This window comes from Brevibacterium renqingii (assembly GCF_017808105.1).
In the GTDB taxonomy this organism is placed as follows: Bacteria; Actinomycetota; Actinomycetes; order Actinomycetales; family Brevibacteriaceae; genus Brevibacterium; species Brevibacterium renqingii.
In genome coordinates this window covers 115,430-135,674 of record NZ_JADBHF010000003.1, presented here as the reverse complement: position 1 = coordinate 135,674, position 20,245 = coordinate 115,430, and the positions used below count along the sequence as shown (strand labels likewise).

The window sequence follows — 20,245 nt, the reverse complement described above, 5'->3', positions numbered from 1 at the left end:
TCAGGACCCGTGGGAGCCCGGGTTCGCAGAAGCCCCGGCCAGATATGCTCGGTGCCCGTCGATGAGGGCTCTCTGCGCTGGCGAGTGATCAGGAGTGCCGAGGAGGTTCGCGGGGGACGTCGGTGAGCTCCACACAGCATCGATCTCCACGATGGATCCGTCCTTCAACCGGGCAGCCGCCACAAGTCTCGGACGGGACCCCGGCGTCGGGACGAGGACGCGGTCGAGGTCCTGCCACGCAATGCTGCGAGCACGTCCGACGAAGCTGCACCAGATGAACGAATCGGGCGTGATCTCCAAGCGAGCCCGAGACCCGATCCAGAAATTCACACCCGCTCCGAGCAGCAGGAGGACCGGAGCGAAGAGGAAGATCAGGAACATCGCATCGATGACGATCGCCAAGACGATGAACGTGACCAGTGCCAGGAACGCCATGACGACGAGCATCCAGCCGACGACGACGGAGACCCTTCCCTCACGCCTGATGATCGTGTTCATCCGATGACACTCTGCTCTCCGTACGGATCGATGCGGACCGGGTTCGCGCAGGCCAGGCTCGACCGTGCCCCCGTGCCTTCTGTCACTTCTCGCTGGTGCCCTTGTCGGCGGAAGTCGCGTCCGCCCCGTCCGCCTCGGTGTCGGGGTCTTCCTCGACGGGCAGCTCAGAGGTTTCGAGGCTGAAGAGCTCGCCGTCGTAGGCGTCGACGGCCGTGGCCACCGTCTGCTCGAGGACATGGTTGGCCAGCTGCTCCTGGATGACGAGCGGGTCCCGCGACAGGTCCTTCCACACCGCCACGCAGAGCAGGAGCATGACGATGACGAAGGGCAGGGCGGACACGATCGTGATGTTCTTCAGCCCGTCGAGCGCCTCGGCGGGGTCGGAGCCGCCTGCCAACAGCATGACCGCGGCGACGGCACCGGTCGCTGTTCCCCAGAAGATCACGAGCCCCTTGCCGGGCTCCTGCATGCCGTTGGCGCTCAGAGTGCCCATGACGATCGAGGCCGAGTCCGCACCGGTGACGAAGAAGATCGCGATGAGGACGACCGTGACGATCATGAGGATGATCGCAATGAGGTTCGGCAGGGGAAGGGCATCGAGCAGGTCGAAGAGGATCGTGTCCATGTTGATGTCGGGTTCGCCGTCGACGACCTTGGCCAGAGCCTTGACGGTGCCCTCGCCGCGTTCGGCGCGCTCCTGGATGCCGATGGCGCCGCCCCCGAAGATCGCGAACCAGATGGTCGAGACGACGGAGGGGACGATGAGCACACCGGTGACGAACTGGCGCACCGTGCGACCACGGGAGATGCGGGCGATGAACAGACCGACGAAGGGCGACCATGACACCCACCAGGCCCAGTAGAAGACCGTCCAGGACGACAGCCAGTCATTGACGCCCTGGCCGTCGGCCGCGGTCCGCGAGGCCAGCTGCGGCAGGTCCTGGATGAACGAACCCACCGAGGAGGGGATGACGTTGAGGATGAACAGCGTCGGTCCGCCGATGAAGACGATGAGAGCGACGATGACGGCGAGCACCATGTTGATGTTCGACAGCCACTGGATGCCCTTCTCCACTCCGGACACGGCCGAGGCGACGAAGGCAGCGGTGAGGATGGCGATGATGATGACGAGCACCGGCGAGGAGACATCGGCCATGATGCCCGCGGACTCGATGCCGCCGCCGATCTGGATTGCGCCCAGACCCAGCGAACAGGCCGAACCGAACAGGGTCGCGAGGATCGCGAGGATATTGATGACCTTGCCGCCGAAGCCGTTGACGGCGCGTTCGCCGAACAGCGGAGTGAACATCGACGAGAACAGCTGCGAGCGGCCCAGACGGAACGAACCATAGGCCACGCCGAGGCCGACGATCGCGTACATCGCCCACGGGTAGAGCGTCCAGTGGAACAGCGTCGTGCCCATGGAGGTGCCCATCGCCTCGGCGGAGGAGCCGTCGACCGTGTTCGGGGGAGGGGACATGTAGAAGAACAGGGGCTCTCCGACTGCGGAGAACACGAGCCCGATGCCCATGCCCGTGGCGAACATCATCGCGATCCACGAGGAGGTCTTGAACTCCGGCTTCTCATCGTCGCGGCCCAGCGGGATCCGTCCGAAACGGCTGACGGCGATGACGATGACGAAGATCGTGAAGATCGTGGCGGCGATGACGAAGAGCCATCCGAAGTTGTCCATCACGCCGGCCAGCAGCGTGCCCGCCACCGAGCCGAGGCTGTTGGGGGAGACGAAGCCCCATACGACGAAGGCGACGGCGAGGATGCCGGCGGCGAAGAAGACGATCTTGTCCAGTCCCTCACGTTTGAAGGGTCTGAGCTTGGTCGTCGGATTCTTCAGATGGTGGATCAGTTCCTGAGTCTTGCTGTGTTCACTGCTCATACTCGATCTGGCCGATCGGGAGCGGGTCCTCGGTGATGCGGATGAGGGCGGGCTTCCTCCTCGGCGTTCCTTCCTTGAATGGACGGCATCGGACTGGCGCCGAAACGATCCGAGCGGAATGCACTCGAACGCCTCTCGCTTATGATCTTTGCAGACATCGGGTCGCGAAGGCGGGAATCGCATGGTCGCGGACCGGCATCACTCGCCTGCACCGTGCTCTACCGCGGGATGCGGGCGGCGAGAAAGACAGGGCCCCGTCGCGCACGACAGGGCCCATTCAGCTCCCCCGGCTGGGCTCGAACCAGCGACCCTTCGATTAACAGTCGAATGCTCTGCCAACTGAGCTACGGAGGAAAACGGCGCAGTCGCCTGCGCACGAGGAGAAACTCTATCAAAATATTCCGGGACTCGCCGACTCGACGGATATGCTGGGTGCCAATATGCATCTCAAAAGCCTGACACTGCGGGGATTCAAGTCCTTTGCCTCGGCGACGACTCTCAGATTCGAGCCGGGCATCACCTGCGTCGTCGGACCCAATGGATCGGGCAAGTCCAATGTCGTCGACGCCCTGTCCTGGGTGATGGGCGAACAGGGGGCGAAGAACCTGCGCGGCGGGAAGATGGACGATGTCATCTTCGCCGGCACTTCGAAGAGGCAGGCGCTGGGCCGCGCCGAGGTGAGTCTGACCATCGACAATTCCGACGGGGCCATCCCCGTCGACTACACCGAGGTGACGATCTCAAGGACCCTGTTCCGCACGGGCGGTTCCGAATACGCCGTCAACGGGGCGCCCGCCAGACTGCTGGACATCCAGGAGCTGCTCAACGACTCCGGGCTCGGCAAGGAGATGCACGTCATCGTCGGGCAGGGCCGCCTCGACGCGATCCTCCACGCCGACCCGCTCGAGCGCCGCAGCTTCATCGAGGAGGCCGCCGGGGTGCTCAAACACCGCAGGCGCAAGGACAAGGCGGTGCGCAAACTCACCGGGCTGCAGACGAACCTCGACCGCCTGACCGACCTGAGAGGCGAACTCAACCGGCAGCTCGGGCCGCTGGGGCGCCAGGCCGAAGCGGCGGCGAAGGCCGCGACCGTCCAGGCCACGCTCCGCGACGCGACCGCGCGGCTGCTCGCCGACGACGCCGTGCGCATGCAGTCCTCCCTGGCCCAGACAAGTGAGGACGAGGGCCACGGCGACCGCATCGCCGACCTCGACCATCGCCGCACCCGCGCCGAGGCGAGACTGGCCGAGATCGAGACCCGGCTGTCCGGTCTCGACGCCGAACTCGAAGCCCAGCGGACCGCCGAATCGCGGACGCAGACCCAGATCGTGCGCGCCCAGGGGCTGACCCAGCGAGCCGAGGACAAACGCTCCCACCTGCTGTCCGAGGTCACGAGCCTGGGCCGCCGCGAATCCAAATCGCCCGACGAGCTGCGCGCGCAAGCCGGACACTTCAAGGACGAGCTCGCCGACGCCGAGGCGACCGTGACCGACACGACCGCCGCGCTCGAAGCCAGCCAGGAGCGGAAGGAAGAGCTGACGCGGGCGCTGCGCATCGCGGAGGACGAGGTCAAGGCCGCACAGGTCGCCATCACCGAGGCAGTGAAGAACCGGTCGGCCCTGCAGTCGAAGCAGACCCAGGCCGCCGAGAGGATCACCGACCTGAAGACGCGGATCGAGGCCAATCGCACCGAGATCGAAACCGTGCAGGCTCGCATCGCCGAACGCAGCGCCGAACTCGAGCAGGCAGAGACCGGGGTCGAGGACGTCGAAGCCGGGGAGACCGAACTCGACTCCGCCTATGAGAAGGCCAAAGAAGCGCAGGAGAAGTGTGAGGCCGAACGCACCGAGCTGCAGGAACAGCTGGCGCAGACGGCGACCGAACTGTCCTCGGCCAGGGCCCGAGCCGAAGCCCTGACCATGGGCACCGCACTCGAAGCCGACCTCGAGGACATCGTCAACGCGGGCCTGCCCGGAGTCGGCTCGGCCGTGACCGAACGGCTGAGCGTGACCACCGGCTACGAGATGGCTGCGGCAGCGGCACTGTCGACCACGGTCTCCGGCGTCATCGTCGACAGCGGTGAGGTCGCACTCAGCGTGCTCGACCACCTCGGCGAGGACACGAACGTGTCCCTGACGATCCCGACCGGCGCTGCTGTCGGCTCTGCGACCGGCGGGGCGGGCGCTCAGGCTGTAGCGGGCAAGGGCGGCAACGTCGCGCCCGCACTGCCGGACCCGGCATCTCTGCCCGGGGCCGACGCGGATGCCGGTCCGCTGCGATGGCTCAGCGAGCTCGTCGGCAGCGACGTTCCCGAGCTGCGCGCCCTGCTCGACGAGGCCCTGCGCTCGGTGGTCTGCGTCCCCGATGCCCGGACGGGGATCGCACTGACCGAAGCACGCCCCGAACTCACTGCCGTCACCGTCCACGGCGAAGTGCTCTCGACGACCCGTATCAGCCGGGTCCGCACCGCCTCGGGCACACGCCTGGCCTCACAGACCGCGCTCGAGGACACGCAGACAGCAATCGCCGAACTCGAGAGCCGGGCCGAGGCCATCGAATCCGCGCTCGGCGCTCTCGAACCGCGGCTGACCGCCGCCCGCGAGGAGGCGGCGACCGCACTCGACGCCCTCCACTCCTCGGATGCGAAGATCATGGCAGCCGCCGAGGAGGTCTCGCGCATCACCGGCGAGATCGACGTCTCCCGCACGCGGCTGCAGCGGGCCGAGGACAACGCGACGGAACTTCAGTCCCGTCTCGAGGCGGCCGAACGCGAGGCCGAGGCCGCGCAGGCGGCCCTGGCCGGCGCCGCCGAAGTCGACGAAGTCGTCGACACCTCGCACCGGGACGAACTCAGTGCCCAGGTCTCCCAGTCCTCCGAGGCCCTCGTCGAGGCCCGCATCAGCCACAAATCAGCGACCGACCGGGCCCGGTTCCTGACCGACCGGGTCGACTCCCTGCTGCGCGCGGCGAAGGCCGAAGAGGCCGCGCGGGAGCAGACGCAGCGCGCGATCGCGAAGAAGCAGCGTGCGGCCGCCTCCGCGCGTCTCATCGCCGACACCGCCTCCGAGGCCGTCGCGCTCGCCCAGGCCACGGTCGCCGAACTGGCCGAGACGATCCAGGTCCTCGTCGACGAGCGCGGGGGACTGCGGGAGGAGAAGAACCGCCTCGGCAAGGAGCTGGGCACAACACGGACAGAGTTGCAGAAGCTCAAGGACGCCGCGGCCGAGGCGGAGCTGGCCAAGGAGCGGTTCCGGCTCAAGCTCGAGGAGATCGCCCATCGCTCGCAGGAGGAGACGGGGCTGGGCATCGAGAGGCTCATCGACGAATTCGGTCCCCACCTGCCCGTTCCCTCGTTCGAAGAGGGTGTCGAGGACCGCCCCTATGTGCGCTCCGAGGTCGAGAAGCGGCAGAAGCAGGCTGCCGCCTCCCTCAAGCGCATCGGCACGGTCAATCCGCTCGCGCTCGAGGAGTACGAGGCGCTGAAGGAACGCCACCAGTTCCTCGAGAAGCAGATCGCCGACATCGAAGCCTCGCGCAAGGACCTCATGCAGCTCGTCGAGGAGGTCGACCGTCACGTCGAACGCGTCTTCGCCGAAGCCTATGCGGACACGGCAAGGGAGTTCGAGGACATCTTCTCCCGACTCTTCCCGGGCGGCGAGGGCGCGCTCAGCCTCACCGACCCCGATGACATGCTCACCACCGGCGTCGATGTCCATGCCCGGCCGGCAGGCAAGAAGGTCAAGCGCCTCTCCCTCCTCTCCGGCGGGGAGCGGTCACTCGTGGCCGTGGCCATGCTGGTGGCGATCTTCAAGGCCCGACCGAGCCCGTTCTACGTCATGGACGAGGTCGAGGCGGCTCTCGACGACCTCAACCTCTCACGCCTGCTCACCGTGTTCACGGAGCTGCAGAACTCCTCCCAGCTCATCGTCATCACCCACCAGAAGCGGACGATGGAGATCGCCGATGCGCTCTACGGCGTGACGATGCACGGAGACGGGGTGTCGAAGGTCATATCGCAGCGCATCCCGTGAGCCCGCCGCACCGATCGGGCCCGTGCGGCCTCGGTCGCAGGCCGGTTCGTCGGCGATGCCCAGAACAGTCCCAGGGAATTCTCCAACCGCCATGCGGCCCCGAAGCACAATTGTCGTGGGCAGGGAATATAGACTTGCCTGAGGAGACAGGTATTCGACGAATGTGAGGAGCGGGACGTCCATGGCCGAGGCTGCTGATCTGCGAGGTGGCTCGAGGGCATGAACGCGGTACTCGTCATCATCGTCGGACTGGCGATCTCCTTCGCTCTGGCTCTCGTCGTCGTCCTCCTCGTGGCCCTGCCCGGCCTGCGCGCGGAAGGCCGACTGAAGTACTCCTCGGACGTGCAGCGGTTCCGCCTGCCTGCCGAATGGACCGGATACGACGACGAAGTCCACGAGTTCTTCGGCCACGACGACGGCACTTCGCACTTGGCGACCAGGGTGCAGGCAGCAGTGACCGCCATCCGTGATCACTCCTATGTGCTCCGGCCGCAGCCACGGCGCCATGCGGCCCCCTCACTCATCACCGTGCGTCCGCGCACACGTCATTGGAAGATCCCGGAGTCGGGAACCGGATGGAGGACCACCGCCGGACTGCTCTTCGGCAGCCGCGGCTCCTGAGCCGAGACGAACCGGGTCCCGAACGGTCGGGGCCCACCCCAGCGGGGACCGCGCCGACTGATTCCGGCGTGTGAACCGAAAAGAAGACACGAGCCCGGCAGAATCCGGGGACTCGAGTGCCGCCGGCCCGCCCGGAGGTGCTCAAAGGAGGCGGAAGAACAATGGATCAGCCGATCATCCTGCTCATCGTCGCGACCATCGTCTTCATTCTCGTCGTCGCGCTGGGCATCACCCTGCGCGTCAACGCACAGAAGAAGGGACTGCGCGACAAGCACAGCATCGATGCTGACGTCACCGGCGAGCTGAGCATCGACGAGGTCGCCGAGGCGGTCGAGAAGGAGAAGGCCGAGGCCCGCGGCTCCGAAGTGCCCACGGAGCCGGCCAGCCGCCTCGTGCGTCTGCGCGAACGGCTCGCGAAGTCGAACTCCGGGCTCGGGCGCGGACTGCTCAACCTCCTGTCGCGGGACAACCTCGACGAATCGGCGTGGGAGGAGATCGAGGACACGCTCATCCTCGCCGACGTCGGTGTCGAACCGACCACGGAACTCGTCGACCGTCTGCGCGAACGTGTCAAAGTGCTCGGCACCAGAGACCCCGACGAGGTGCGCGGACTGCTGCGCGAAGAGCTCGTCACCCTCGTCGATCCGACCATGGACCGGTCCCTGGCCGACACCGGCGCCGGAGACGATCCCGCGGTCATCCTCGTCGTCGGAGTCAACGGCTCCGGGAAGACGACGACCGTGGGCAAGATCGCCCGCGTGCTGGTCGCCGAGGACAAGACCGTGCTGCTGGGCGCCGCGGACACCTTCCGTGCCGCTGCCGCCGAACAGCTGGCCACTTGGGGTGAACGCGTCGGCGTCGAAACCGTGCGCAAGGACGAAGGCGCCGATCCCGCCTCGGTGGCCTATTCGGCGGTCGAGAAGGGACAGGCCGACGGAGCCGATGTCGTCCTCATCGACACGGCCGGACGCCTCCAGAACAAGGTCGGCCTCATGGACGAGCTCGGCAAGGTCAAGCGCGTGGCCACCCGCCCGCTGGGGGAGGGCCACGAGATCGACGAGGTGCTCCTCGTCCTCGACGCGACTACCGGGCAGAACGGCATGCAGCAGGCGAAGGTCTTCGCCGAGGCGGTCGACATCACCGGCATCGTGCTCACGAAGCTCGACGGCACGGCCAAGGGCGGCATCGTCGTCGCCGTCCAGCGCGAACTCGGGGTGCCGGTCAAGCTCATCGGACTGGGAGAGGGCGCCGACGACCTCGCCCCCTTCACCGCCGAGGGCTTCGTCGACGCCCTGCTCGACTGAACCGCCGCCGACGCACTGCTCGACTGACGTCCCGGCGCGGAAGTCGTCGCTGAACCGTCGCCGCGCTGCTCCCGGATCGCGGCATCTCCTACACTCCGCGGCATCTCCTACCGTTGGCAAAGCATCTGTCACCGCTGCTCTCACGCCCTCCCGCTGCAGCACGTGGGTATGAGAGCGGCGGTGACAGATGCTCTTCTGCGGCAGAGCCTCGAGGGCTCCGCCGCCTCAGCGGGTCCGGCAATCGGGTCCCGGCCGCCTCGGCGAGGGATCTCACCTCGGCGAGGGATCTCACGGGGCATTCCCAGCGGCTGCGGTTTCAGCCGGGCACGGGTGAGTTGCTAGTCTAGAGAGTCGACCGAACCATCGTGAAGAAGGCTTGTACGTGTTTAATTCCCTGTCCGACAGGCTCACCGCGACTTTCAAGAATCTGCGCGGGAAGGGCCGGCTGTCCGAAGCGGACGTCGATGCCACCATCCGTGAGATCCGGCGAGCCCTGCTCGATGCCGACGTCGCGCTGCCTGTCGTGCGTGCCTTCACCGGCCGGATCCGCGAACGCGCCCTGTCCGAGGAGGTCTCGGGCGCGCTCAACCCCGGCCAGCAGGTCGTCAAGATCGTCAATGACGAGCTCGTGGGCATCCTCGGCGGTCAGACCCGGCGACTGAACTTCGCCAAGCGTCCGCCGACGGTCATCATGCTCGCCGGACTCCAGGGCGCCGGCAAGACCACGCTGGCCGGCAAGCTCGCCCACTGGCTGAAGTCCGAGGGCCACCGTCCGATGCTCGTCGCCGCCGATCTGCAGCGACCCAACGCCGTCAACCAGCTCCAGATCGTCGGCGAACGCGCCGGAGCCGTCGTCTACGCTCCCGAGCCGGGCAATGGAGTCGGCGATCCGATCCAGGTCGCCACCGACTCGATCGAGGTCGCGAAGTCGAAGCTCCACGATGTCGTCATCGTCGACACCGCCGGACGCCTCGGCATCGACGAGGAGCTCATGCAGCAGGCCGCCGACATCCGCTCGGCCGTCAGCCCCGACGAGGTCCTCTTCGTCATCGACGCGATGATCGGTCAGGACGCGGTGAGGACAGCCGAGGCGTTCCTCGACGGCGTCGACTTCACCGGTGTCGTGCTCTCGAAGCTCGACGGCGACTCCCGCGGCGGTGCCGCGCTGTCCGTCGCCGAGGTGACCGGCAAGCCGATCATGTTCGCCTCGACCGGCGAGTCGATGAAGGACTTCGAGCAGTTCCACCCCGATCGGATGGCTGACCGGATCCTCGACATGGGCGACATCATGACGCTCATCGAGCAGGCCGAGAAGAACTTCGACGAGAAGGAGACCGAGAAGCTCAAGAAGAAGGTCGAAGCCGGCGAAGACTTCGACCTCAACGACTTCCTCACGCAGATGGCGGGCCTGAAGAAGATGGGCTCGATGAAGAAGATGCTGGGCATGATGCCCGGGATGAGCCAGTACAAGGAGCAGCTGGCGAACTTCGACGAACGTGAGGTCGACCGGGTCGAAGCGATTGTGAGATCGATGACACCGACCGAGCGGTCGAATCCGAAGATCCTCAACGGCTCCCGCCGCGCCCGCATCGCCAAGGGCGCCGGCACCACCGTCGCCGCGGTCAACCAGCTCATGGAGCGCTTCACGCAGGCGCAGAAGATGATGCGATCGATGACTCGCGGCGGCGGAATGCCGGGAATGCCCGGTGGCGGCGGCATGCCCCAGATGCCCGGAATGGGCGGCGCGGCCGGTGGCGCCGGAAATCGCAAGAAGAAGGCGGCAGGGAAGAAGAAGGGCCGCAAGGGCGGCCAGTCCGGCAACCCGGCCAAGCGTGCGCAGGAGGCGCAGGAGCTGGCCGACAGGAAGGCCGGCAAGACCAAGGACCCGGTCGGCTCGGCCTTCGGCGGCGTCGATCTGGACAAGGACGAGGAATTCGATCCGGCGAACCTGCCGAAGGGCTTCGGCGGAATCTTCCCAGGTGGAAAGAAGTAGAGTCTTCCCAGGTGGCAAGAAGTAGAGGCTTCTGGCACAATTGACTCTTGTACTTTTGCTCTCGGTCCGGGCCCTCTCAACCGCACCGAGGCGATAGTCCGAGCCGCGGCTTCCAGCAGGTCAACCCCACGATTCTTCTGGATCAGCTGTGCACACAGAACACAAAAGGAGACACCACTAAAGTGGCAGTCAAAATTCGTCTGACCCGCATGGGCAAGATCCGTGCACCCTTCTACCGCGTCGTCGTCATGGATTCGCGCACGCGTCGTGACGGCAAGGCAAAAGAGCAGATCGGCATCTACCACCCGACGCGCGAGCCCTCGGTCGTGGAGATCGACTCCGAGCGCGCCCAGTACTGGCTCTCGGTGGGCGCCCAGCCCACTGATCAGGTGCGTGCACTGCTCAAGCTCACCGGTGACTGGCAGAAGTTCACCGGCGAGGGCGAAGCGGTCAACACCGTCAAGCCGCAGCAGGAGAAGGAAGCCTATGTGGCTCCCAACGCCGACTCGGTGATCAAGGAAGCCATCACCCAGAAGGGCGGCAAGTCCGAGGCTCCTGCCGAGGAAGCCGCACCCGAGGCTGCGGAAGAAAGTGCTGAAGCCTGAGATGTTGCCTGATTCGCTCGAACATCTGGTCCGCGGAATCGTCGATCATCCCGACGACGTCTCCGTTCGTTCGCGTTCTTCGCAGCGCGGCACGACCCTCGAGGTCCGGGTTCACCCCGACGATCTCGGCCGGGTCATCGGCCGTGCAGGCAGGACCGCCAAGGCCCTGCGCACCGTGATGAACTCGCTGGCCGGCCGTGAGTCGGTGCGAGTGGACCTCATCGAGGCGTAATCCGAACATCCGAGAGGGGATGCAGTGCATATGCGCTGCATCCCCTCTCGTGCATTCACGCACCGGTCGCCGACTACACTGGAGCCAGAACACGGCGGTCGGCCGACTGACCGCAAGTGCAGTCACCGATGCGCATGGTCGGCCGGACAGACATCGACAGCAATCTTCGAGGAGCAGTATGGACACGGTGATCGCCCGGCTGGGCAAGCCGCACGGAATCAAGGGCGAGTTCACCGTCGAGGTGCGCACCGACCGACCTGAGGACCGGCTGACTCCCGGAGCGAGCTTCGCCACCGATCCCGATATCGGACCGCTGACGCTGAAGTCGGCGAGGTGGCACCGCGATCGCCTGCTCCTGGCCTTCGACGAGGTCCCCGACCGCAACCGCGCCGAGGAGATCCGCAACACCCTCATCCTCGCCGAACAAGACGAGGAGGATGAGGACTCCGACGCCTGGTACCTCGACGACCTCATCGGACTCAAGGTCTATGAGAACGACGAGATCGTCGGAGAGATCGTCGACGTCACCAACGGCATCGCCCAGGACCTGCTGCACATGAAGCACACGCTCGGGCATGTGGTGCTCATCCCGTTCGTCACCGCGATCGTGCCCGAGGTCGACATCGAAGCCGGGCGCCTCGAAGTCACCCCGCCCGCCGGCCTCTTCGACGCCGAATGATGAGTCCGATGAGCGAACCGAATCCCGCCCCCACCGAGGCGACGGTCCCGCAGATGGCGATCGACGTCGTCTCGATCTTCCCCGAGTACCTCGCCGGACTGCAGCTGTCCCTCATCGGCAAGGCCGTCGACCGCGGGCAGCTGAGGCTCAACGTCCACGACCTCCGTGACTTCACCTTCGACCGGCACAGCACTGTCGACGACTCACCCTACGGAGGGGGAGCCGGCATGGTCATGAAGGCCGAGCCCTGGGCGCTGGCGCTCGAACACGTCCTCGCCGATCGTGCCGGGCACGGCGGTGGCTCCGCCAAGCCGACGCTCATCGTTCCCAGCCCCGCCGGCGCCGTGTTCGACCAGCGCATCGCTGAGGACCTCGCCGGCGTCGACCATCTGGTGTTCGCCTGCGGCCGCTACGAGGGCATCGACCAGAGAGTCATCGATTGGGCCGCAGAGCACTTCGAACTGCGGCCCATGAGCATCGGCGACTATGTCCTCAACGGCGGAGAGGTCGCCTCGATGGTGATGATCGAAGCCATCAGCCGCCTCATCCCCGGGGTCATCGGCAATCCCGAGTCCCTGACCGAGGAGAGCCACGAAGACGGTCTGCTCGAGTATCCGATCTATACGAAACCGTCGAACTGGCGCGGACGTGAGGTGCCCGAGATCCTGCTCAGCGGCAACCACGCAGCGATCGCCAGGTGGCGACGTGACCGACGTCTCGAACGCACGGCCGAGGTCAGACCGGATCTGCTCGCTCGGCTCGCGGACCTGAGTGAGGAGGACCTGACCGCGCTGGAGCGGTTTGAGTCCCAGCGCTGAAACGTGGCAGAATGAACCGTCGCGTTTGTTGGCCCTCACCTGCTTCAGGGGGATGAGTGCCCACAGCGGACCGCCGGATCCGAACCGACGGTCTCCGGGGAGAGATCCCGACAGACGATCCAGTCACCGGTACACCGGTCCGATATGCGTGTCCTCGACCTGAAGCTGGGGCCACAGGAGAAACCACAATGCAGAAGCTCGATGTTGTTGATGCAGCCTCGCTGAAGTCCGACGTTCCCGAATTCCGCGCCGGCGACACCCTCAACGTTCACGTCAAGGTGATCGAGGGCTCGCGCTCGCGTATCCAGGTCTTCAAGGGAATCGTCATCCGCCGCCAGGGCGACGGAGTCCGCGAGACCTTCACCGTCCGTAAGATCAGCTTCGGCGTCGGTGTGGAGCGCACCTTCCCGGTGCACTCGCCCAACGTCGACAAGATCGAGGTGCTCGCCCGCGGCGACGTCCGTCGCGCGAAGCTCTACTACCTGCGCGAACTGCGCGGCAAGGCTGCTCGCATCCGCGAAAAGGCCTGATTTGGCCGGCACCGTGGGAGACGATCACACCGTGCCGAACAGACATGAAGACGCGACCTTCGGGTCGCGTCTTCTGTCTTCGGCCCGGTTCTGGAAGACGGTCGGGATCATCGCGGTCGTCATCGTCGTCCTCGGCGGGGCGATCCGCGGTTTCGTCATCCAGCGCTTCACCATTCCCAGCGCATCGATGCAGCCGACCCTCGAAGTCGATGACTCGATCACGGTGTGGCGGCCGGATGCGCTGAGCGGTGACATCCAACGCGGCGACATCGTCGTCTTCGACGGGCGCGGCTCCTTCGTCGACGACGCGCTGCCGACCCCGCTGCAGAAGGTCGGCTCCTGGGTCGGACTCGGCCCCCGCGACGTCTACTACGTCAAACGCGTGATCGCCCTCGGCGGCGACACCCTCCAGTGCTGCGATGCGAAGGGCCGCCTCCTGCTCAACGGCGAGCCCCTGGACGAGGACTATGCCCCGAACCCCGCCTCGGCGGTCGAATTCTCCGTCGCAGTCCCCGCCGACACCATGTGGGTGATGGGCGACAACCGCAGCGACTCCGCCGACTCGCGTTCCCTGCTGGGCCGTCCCGGCGGCGGATTCATCCCCACCGATCGGGTCATCGGGCCCGTGATCGGGCACGGCTCCTCGGTCGACTGAGCCCCGCCTCGGCGAGGCGGAAAACACACCGGCTGAGCGTTCGCACGGAACCCCGCGCAGGCTGAGCGCCGAAGCAGTGTCGTGCTGGTACGCTCATTTCAGTCCCCAGCGGAAACCGTGGTCCGATGTGAAAGCGAATGAATGTCAAGCGAATCCGAAGCGTCCCCGCCCCCAGCCTCGAAGCGCTTCGCTCGCGGGCTGCTCGAGACCCTGGCGATCATCGTCATCGCCCTGCTCATCTCCACCGCGCTGAAGACGTGGGTCGTCCGCTCGTTCTACATTCCCTCGGAATCCATGATGACCACCCTGCAGGTCGATGACCGCGTGCTCGTCAACCAACTCGCCCCGCGCTTCGGACCTGCCGATCGCGGCGACATCATCGTCTTCGATGATCCCGATCACTGGCTCTCGGCTGCCGAGACCTCTCAGTACACGCCCAACCCGATCCTCGAGTTCATCGGCCTGGCGCCCTCGGACGCCGGGAAACAGCTCATCAAACGCGTCATCGGCGTCGGCGGCGACACCATAGAATGCTGCGATTCCCAGGGACGTCTCATGGTCAACGGCGAATCCATCGACGAAACCTACCTCGACGAGGGGACCGCCCCTTCGGAGGTCGATTTCGAGGTCACCGTGCCCGAGGGCCACTACTGGGTGATGGGCGACAATCGCAGCAACTCCGCCGACTCCCGCTACCACATGGACTCCGATCCCTTCGTCTCGCAGGACGACGTGGTGGGCACCGTGTTCCTCATCAACTGGCCGTTCAAGCACTTCAGCTGGGTGAGCACCCCCGAAGACGTGTTCGCCGAAGTGCCGGCATCGGCAGGAATCACCGGGGACTGATGGGGGCACGAGGACTGACCGACCTCAGCGTCGAACGCGGACTGCTGAGCGAAGGCTTCGATTTCGTCATCGGCGTCGACGAGGTGGGCCGCGGCGCACTGGCCGGCCCCGTCAGCGTAGGCGTCGCGGTCTTCGATCTCCGCACGCTCACCGCCGCCGAGGTGCCCGACGGAATCCATGACTCGAAGCAGCTGAGCGCACGCACCAGGCAGGAGGCCACAGACCGAGTGCGGACCTGGGCGACGGCTGCGGCGGTGGGGTCGACGAGCCCGGGCGAACTCGATGACATCGGCATGACCATGGCGCTCAACCTCGCCGGACGGCGCGCCATGCTCGAGGTGCTCACGGATCTGGGGCCGACGCCGGTTCTCCCCGAACGCACGATGGTCCTCCTCGACGGCAGACACGATTGGCTCTCGGCCCCACTCACCCTCGACTGCCTGGGGATATTCGGCGACTGCGCCGAACTGGAGCTGCCGCCGGTGCGCACCGTCATCAAGGGAGACGGGTGCGTGCCCACGATCGCTGCGGCGAGCATCGTCGCGAAAGTCCGACGCGACGAGGCGATGATCGCACTCGCGACGGACCATCCCCACTATGGTTGGGAATCGAACGTCGGATATGGGACGGCGAAGCACCGGCAGGGCATCGTCGACTTCGGTCTCAGCATCCACCACCGGAGAAGCTTCCGCTTGCAAGCGGTTTCAGAAGCGAAGGAGGGCGTATCATGAGCGCCGATGATCTGGACGACTACGAAGCTGAGCTCGAGCTCCAGCTGTACAAGGAATACCGTGATGTCGTCGGTCTCTTCGCCTATGTCGTCGAGACCGAACGACGCTTCTACCTCGCCAACCACGTCGATCTCAAGGCCCACAACGACGCCGGCGACGTTTACTTCGAACTGACCCTGCGCGATGCCTGGGTCTGGGACAGCTACCGTTCGGCACGATTCATCAAGACCGTGCACGTGCTGACCTTCAAGGACGTCAACATCGAGGAGATCGCCAAATCCGATCTCGAGCCGCCGACCGCGATCCGCGGCTGACCGAGCCTCGGCCGGGTGAGCCGGTTGAGCCGGCCGGTTGAGCCGGCCGGTTGAGCGCGCCGGCATCGACTTGAGCGCCCCGCGCGGTGGATGAGTCGCTGACTTCGGCGTGAGGGGCTGTGGATTCCCGAGTCCCATCCACAGGCAGAGAACCTGCTCTTCCCACTGCTGTCCCGCACATGGTCATCTGACCGACATGGGACCGAAACGAACAACAGGCCGGACACGCACTGCCGCAGGCATGCGCCGACAGGCTCTGGGCGGCAGGGGCGAGGATCTGGCGGCCGCGTTCTTGGAAGACGCCGGCCTCGTGATCATCGAACGCAATTTCAGATGCCCCCGCGGGGAACTCGACATCATCGCCCGCGACGGTGAGACCGCGGTCTTCGTCGAAGTCAAGACCCGCCGCACCGCCGCCCTCGGCTCTCCGCTGGAGGCTGTGACCGCGACGAAGCTCGCCCGCATCCGCATGCTGGCCGGCATCTGGCTGAGCGGGCAGCGCGAATACTTCCCCGCCACCCGGATCGATGCTCTCGGCATCATCACCGAGCCGCGCCTGCAGTACTTCCACTGCCCGAACATCCAGGTCGACTCATGAGCAGCGAGTCCTCCGCCGAAGTCATCGGACGAGCCTCGGCCGTCGCCCTGTGGGGACTGAGCGGGAAGATCGTGTCCATCGAGGCAGGCGTCAGCGCCGGACTGCCGGGCATCGACATCGTCGGACTGCCGGACACCTCCGTGAGCGAATCCCGCAAACGGCTGCGCGCGGCACTGGCCTACCTCGGCGCTCCCGTGGCGACCCAGCATCTGACGATCAACCTCACCCCGGGCACGGTGCCGAAGATCGGCACCGGATTCGACCTCGGGATCGCAGTTGCCGTGCTCAAGGCTCTGGGCCTGATCGCCAACGACGACACCGGTGACATCATCCACTGCGGAGAGATCGGCCTCGACGGCAGGATCCGGCCCGTCACCGGAGTGCTGCCGGCCCTGCACACCGGCATGCAGTCGGGCTTCGACCGCTTCGTCGTCCCCATCGGCAACGCCTCCGAGGCGTCTCTGCTGGGACGTGCCAGGGTCCACGCCGTGGCCTCCCTGGCCGAGCTCGTCAACAGCTACGGCGGATCACTGGCGGTGCCGCCGCTGCCGGCCGTGCTCGACATGGACCGTCCTGTTCCCCTCTCCCCGGAACTCCACGATCTCGCCGAGGTCCAAGGCCAAGCCGAGGGCCGTTTCGGACTCGAAGTCGCCGCCGCGGGCGGCCACAACCTGCTCATGCGCGGCAGTCCGGGAGCTGGAAAGACGCTGCTCGCCCAATGTCTGCCGGGCATCCTTCCGCCGCTGAATGACGATGAAGCCGTCGAAGTGGCCACGGTGCGATCCCTGCGCGGAGAACTCGACGGCAGCGAAGGACTCGATCACCGGCCGCCGTTCGAGGCACCCCACCATCGCAGCACCGCCTCGGCGCTGCTCGGCGGCAGACGGCCCGGCACCGTCGGCATACTCAGCCGGGCACACCGCGGCGTGCTGTTCATGGACGAAGCCCCCGAGTTCTCCCGGGACGTGCTCGAAGCGCTGCGGCAGCCGATGGAGGCCCGTCGGGTCCACATCCACCGTGCCTGGGGGTCCATGGTGCTGCCGGCGTCGTTCCAGCTCGTCATGGCCGCGAACCCGTGCCCCTGCGGAGTCGGGATGGCCGGAGCCGGAACGGACTGTCGGTGCACGCCATTGGACAAACGGCGCTACCGCAACCGGCTGTCCGGGCCCCTGCTCGACCGGGTCGACCTGCAGCTCGAACTCCTTCCCGTCTCTCCGGCCGATCTCCGCCTCGGCGGCGACCAGGAGACCAGCGAGTGCGTGGCCGCCCGCGTTCGCGAGGCCCGCAGCCGACAGTCCGAGCGCTTCGCCGACTGTCGGTGGCGTCTCAACGCCGAGGCGCCGGGAGCCTGGCTGCGTGACCACTTCGCCCTCACCCCTGCCGCACTTGCCGACCTCGACCGGGCCCTCGATACGGGGCGGATCACGATGCGCGGGTACGACCGGGTGCTGCGGGTGGCGACCACTCTGGCCGACCTCGCGGGAAAGTGCGGCCCCGACCCGGACACGATGCGAACGGCGCTCGCCCTGAGGACACAGGAGTCATGAACGTGGATGCACTCGATGCAGGGACGACGGATTCGGTCCGCGCTGCGATCGCGGCCTTGCTGCGGATCGGCGAACCCGGCGACGGGCTGCTCAAACGAATGGTCGAGGAGATCGGACCGATCGCGACGCACTCGGTCATCACGGCCGTCGCCGACGGCGAGGCGACCGCGGGTGAGGCGGTCACCGGACTCGCCTCGAGCGGCGCCGAGGCGGCCGGGCACGGGCAGCTGGCCGATGCGATCGACCGATGGGCGGTGCGTGCCGGCGAACAGCCCGACGGACGTGACCTCGAGCGCGTCGCACGGATCGGCGGACGGCTCGTCATCCCCGGCGATGAGGAATGGCCGAACGCGCTCGACGACCTGGGTCCGGCCGCACCGCTGGGCCTGTGGGTGCGCGGAGCCGTCGGCCTGGACGCCGTGCTCAGGCGCGCCGTCGCCGTCGTCGGGGCCCGCGCCGCGAGCAGCTATGGGACCAAGTGCGCCTCCGACCTCGCCTGGGACCTCGCGGCCCGCGGCATCACCGTCGTCTCCGGCGGAGCATTCGGCATCGATGCGGCTGCACATCGGGCCGCGATCGCCCGTGAGGCGCCGACGCTCGCCTTCATGGCCGGGGGAGTGGACCGCTTCTATCCGGCCGCGAACGCCGAACTCTTCGAACAGATACTCGCCACCGGCGCCATCGTGTCCGAAACCGCTCCGGGAATGACCCCGATGCGGCACCGTTTCCTGCTGCGCAACCGACTCATCGCTGCCTCTGCCCAGGTGAGCGTCGTCGTCGAGGCCGGATGGAGAAGCGGTGCGCTCAACACCGCTCGGCACGCCCTCGAACTCTCCCGGCAGGTGGCCGCCTTCCCCGGATCCGTCTATTCGGCCTCCTCGACCGGGGCCCACCGGCTCGTGCGTGAGCACGAGGCCGAACTCGTGACCTGCAGCGATGATGTCGTGGCGCTCATGGACGAAGACGCCCCGAGACTGTTCGATGAGGCCGATGCCGACCGCTCACGACCCAGCGGCGCGCCCAACGGGGCACAGCGCGGGGCGCACACGAGGCCCGATCCGACCGATGCGCTCGACGAGAGGGAGAAGATCTGCCTCAACGCGCTGTCCGCGACCAAGGCACTCGACGTCGGAACGCTCGCGTCCCGAGCGGGACTGACCGTTGCCGATGTGCTCAACGGCCTGGCCGCACTCGACCTGGCAGGTCTGGCGACACGACGCGACAACGGGTGGGTGAAACTGCGGAAACCGGTGTGAATCCTGGTCGTCCCTCCGCGTATCCTGGGCATGTGAGCACATCAACGACCGTCGCCGAGGTGGTGTCCGGCTATGCCGACCACCTGAGGTCGCGTGACGTCTCCGAACACACCGCCAGAGCCTACGTCTCCGATGTCACCGATTTCCTCGACCACGCCGTGCACTCGACGAAGGTGCGGCTCGGGAAACGCGCCGAAGAGCAGAAGCGCCCATCACAGATGGAGACAGCGCGCATCGATGTCGCTGCGATCGAACTCGACGATCTGCGGTCCTGGCTGATCGCTCTCGACGATGCCGGAGCCGCGAAGTCCACGGTGGCACGCAAGATCGCAGCCGTCAGATCCTTCTTCGCCTTTGGCGTGAACAGACTGGGGCTGTCGAACAATCCGGCGGCGCGTCTGCGGACTCCGAAGAAGGACTCCCGCCTGCCCACGGTGCTCAAACCGCATCAGGCGGCCGAACTCATCTCCGCTGCGGAGGCTCCGCCATCGGACGGTTCCGCGGCCGGAGGTCCTGCGGCAGAGGGCCGGTCGCCCGGGGGGAGCGACGACGATCCGCTCGACGCCGCCAAGCGTCTCAGGGACGCGGCGATCCTCGAGATGCTCTACGCCACTGCGGTGCGCGTATCCGAGCTGACCGACCTCGACCGCAGCGACGTCGACCACCGCTCTGCGATGATCACAGTGCTCGGCAAGGGCAACAAGGAACGGCGCGTGCCCTTCGGCGCACCCGCCCAGCGAGCATTGGACGCCTGGCTCAGCGTCCGTCACCTCTTCGCCGGACCCGACAGCGGGGAGGCGCTGTTCCTCGGAGTCCGCGGCCGACGCATCGGAGCCAGACAGGTGCGCGAACTCGTGCACAGGTACGGCACCGATGATCCGAGCGCACCCGACATCGGCCCGCACGGCCTGCGCCACTCGGCGGCCACGCATATGCTCGACCGCGGTGCCGACCTGCGTCAGATCCAGGAGCTGCTCGGCCACTCCACCATGAGCAGCACCCAGATCTACACGCATGTCTCGATGCAGCGTCTGCAGGAGACCTACCGCCGGGCGCATCCTCGCGCCTGAACGCGCTGCCCGCGCCGCCAGAC

The 20,245-nt window shown here is 66.7% G+C and carries 19 protein-coding genes and 1 tRNA gene; 17 read left to right on the top strand and 3 right to left on the bottom strand.

Going from position 1 to position 20,245, the window contains the following annotated elements:
* The 3 genes from IHE57_RS04610 to IHE57_RS04600 all read right to left on the bottom strand — a co-directional run bounded on the left by IHE57_RS04610 (position 1) and on the right by IHE57_RS04600 (position 2,746).
* Positions 1–498: a hypothetical protein gene (locus IHE57_RS04610; RefSeq protein WP_209371166.1), complete on the bottom strand. Its 498-nt coding sequence runs from the start codon at positions 496–498 to the stop codon at positions 1–3.
* Positions 499–580: 82 nt separating this feature from the next.
* Positions 581–2,392, bottom strand: a complete 1,812-nt coding sequence (locus IHE57_RS04605; RefSeq protein ID WP_253719908.1) for a BCCT family transporter — start codon at positions 2,390–2,392, stop codon at positions 581–583.
* Positions 2,393–2,673: 281 nt separating this feature from the next.
* Positions 2,674–2,746, bottom strand: a tRNA-Asn gene (locus IHE57_RS04600).
* A gap of 86 nt (positions 2,747–2,832) precedes the next feature.
* On the opposite strand from IHE57_RS04600, the gene smc reads away from it, so the two are divergent.
* The 17 genes from smc (at position 2,833) to IHE57_RS04515 (ending at position 20,222) form a co-directional block, all read left to right on the top strand.
* Positions 2,833–6,423 carry a chromosome segregation protein SMC gene (gene smc, locus IHE57_RS04595; protein ID WP_209371164.1) on the top strand — a complete coding sequence of 1,197 codons (3,591 nt, stop codon included), beginning with the start codon at positions 2,833–2,835 and terminating at the stop codon, positions 6,421–6,423.
* Positions 6,424–6,642: 219 nt separating this feature from the next.
* Positions 6,643–7,044, top strand: coding sequence for a hypothetical protein (locus tag IHE57_RS04590; RefSeq protein WP_209371162.1), 402 nt, complete (start codon positions 6,643–6,645; stop codon positions 7,042–7,044).
* Between the two features lie 161 nt (positions 7,045–7,205).
* Complete coding sequence (ftsY, locus tag IHE57_RS04585; protein WP_209371160.1) at positions 7,206–8,348, top strand: signal recognition particle-docking protein FtsY; 1,143 nt, start codon at positions 7,206–7,208, stop codon at positions 8,346–8,348.
* A 382-nt stretch (positions 8,349–8,730) separates the two neighbouring features.
* Positions 8,731–10,341 carry a signal recognition particle protein gene (gene ffh, locus IHE57_RS04580; protein ID WP_209371158.1) on the top strand — a complete coding sequence of 537 codons (1,611 nt, stop codon included), beginning with the start codon at positions 8,731–8,733 and terminating at the stop codon, positions 10,339–10,341.
* Between the two features lie 182 nt (positions 10,342–10,523).
* Positions 10,524–10,946: a 30S ribosomal protein S16 gene (gene rpsP / locus IHE57_RS04575; protein WP_209371156.1), complete on the top strand. Its 423-nt coding sequence runs from the start codon at positions 10,524–10,526 to the stop codon at positions 10,944–10,946.
* A gap of 1 nt (position 10,947) precedes the next feature.
* A complete protein-coding gene (locus IHE57_RS04570) occupies positions 10,948–11,178 on the top strand; it encodes an RNA-binding protein (RefSeq protein ID WP_025777320.1) in 231 nt (76 codons plus the stop codon).
* 178 nt (positions 11,179–11,356) lie between these two features.
* A complete protein-coding gene (rimM, locus tag IHE57_RS04565) occupies positions 11,357–11,857 on the top strand; it encodes a ribosome maturation factor RimM (RefSeq protein WP_209371155.1) in 501 nt (166 codons plus the stop codon).
* A gap of 53 nt (positions 11,858–11,910) precedes the next feature.
* On the top strand, positions 11,911–12,675 hold the full coding sequence (gene trmD, locus IHE57_RS04560) for a tRNA (guanosine(37)-N1)-methyltransferase TrmD (protein WP_209371328.1): 765 nt from the start codon (positions 11,911–11,913) through the stop codon (positions 12,673–12,675).
* Between the two features lie 188 nt (positions 12,676–12,863).
* Positions 12,864–13,205, top strand: coding sequence for a 50S ribosomal protein L19 (gene rplS, locus IHE57_RS04555; protein ID WP_209323302.1), 342 nt, complete (start codon positions 12,864–12,866; stop codon positions 13,203–13,205).
* A 31-nt stretch (positions 13,206–13,236) separates the two neighbouring features.
* A complete protein-coding gene (gene lepB, locus IHE57_RS04550; RefSeq protein WP_209371153.1) occupies positions 13,237–13,860 on the top strand; it encodes a signal peptidase I in 624 nt (207 codons plus the stop codon).
* 141 nt (positions 13,861–14,001) lie between these two features.
* Positions 14,002–14,706 carry a signal peptidase I gene (gene lepB / locus IHE57_RS04545; protein WP_209323300.1) on the top strand — a complete coding sequence of 235 codons (705 nt, stop codon included), beginning with the start codon at positions 14,002–14,004 and terminating at the stop codon, positions 14,704–14,706.
* A complete protein-coding gene (gene rnhB / locus IHE57_RS04540; RefSeq protein ID WP_209371144.1) occupies positions 14,706–15,437 on the top strand; it encodes a ribonuclease HII in 732 nt (243 codons plus the stop codon). Before lepB (IHE57_RS04545) ends, rnhB begins: the two co-directional genes overlap by 1 nt.
* Positions 15,434–15,751 (top strand): DUF2469 domain-containing protein, encoded by a 318-nt coding sequence (locus IHE57_RS04535; protein ID WP_209371142.1) that lies wholly within the window; start codon positions 15,434–15,436, stop codon positions 15,749–15,751. The genes rnhB and IHE57_RS04535 overlap by 4 nt, the downstream gene beginning before the upstream one ends.
* 196 nt (positions 15,752–15,947) lie before the next feature.
* A complete protein-coding gene (locus IHE57_RS04530) occupies positions 15,948–16,349 on the top strand; it encodes a YraN family protein (protein ID WP_253719907.1) in 402 nt (133 codons plus the stop codon).
* The gene (locus tag IHE57_RS04525; RefSeq protein WP_209371140.1) at positions 16,346–17,896 is read left to right on the top strand and encodes a YifB family Mg chelatase-like AAA ATPase; all 1,551 of its coding nucleotides are present in this window, start codon (positions 16,346–16,348) and stop codon (positions 17,894–17,896) included. The genes IHE57_RS04530 and IHE57_RS04525 overlap by 4 nt, the downstream gene beginning before the upstream one ends.
* Entirely contained in the window at positions 17,893–19,152 is a 1,260-nt protein-coding gene (dprA, locus tag IHE57_RS04520) for a DNA-processing protein DprA (protein ID WP_209371138.1), read from the top strand. Before IHE57_RS04525 ends, dprA begins: the two co-directional genes overlap by 4 nt.
* 32 nt (positions 19,153–19,184) lie before the next feature.
* Positions 19,185–20,222: a tyrosine recombinase XerC gene (locus IHE57_RS04515; protein ID WP_209371137.1), complete on the top strand. Its 1,038-nt coding sequence runs from the start codon at positions 19,185–19,187 to the stop codon at positions 20,220–20,222.
* The last annotated feature ends 23 nt before the right edge of the window (positions 20,223–20,245 follow it).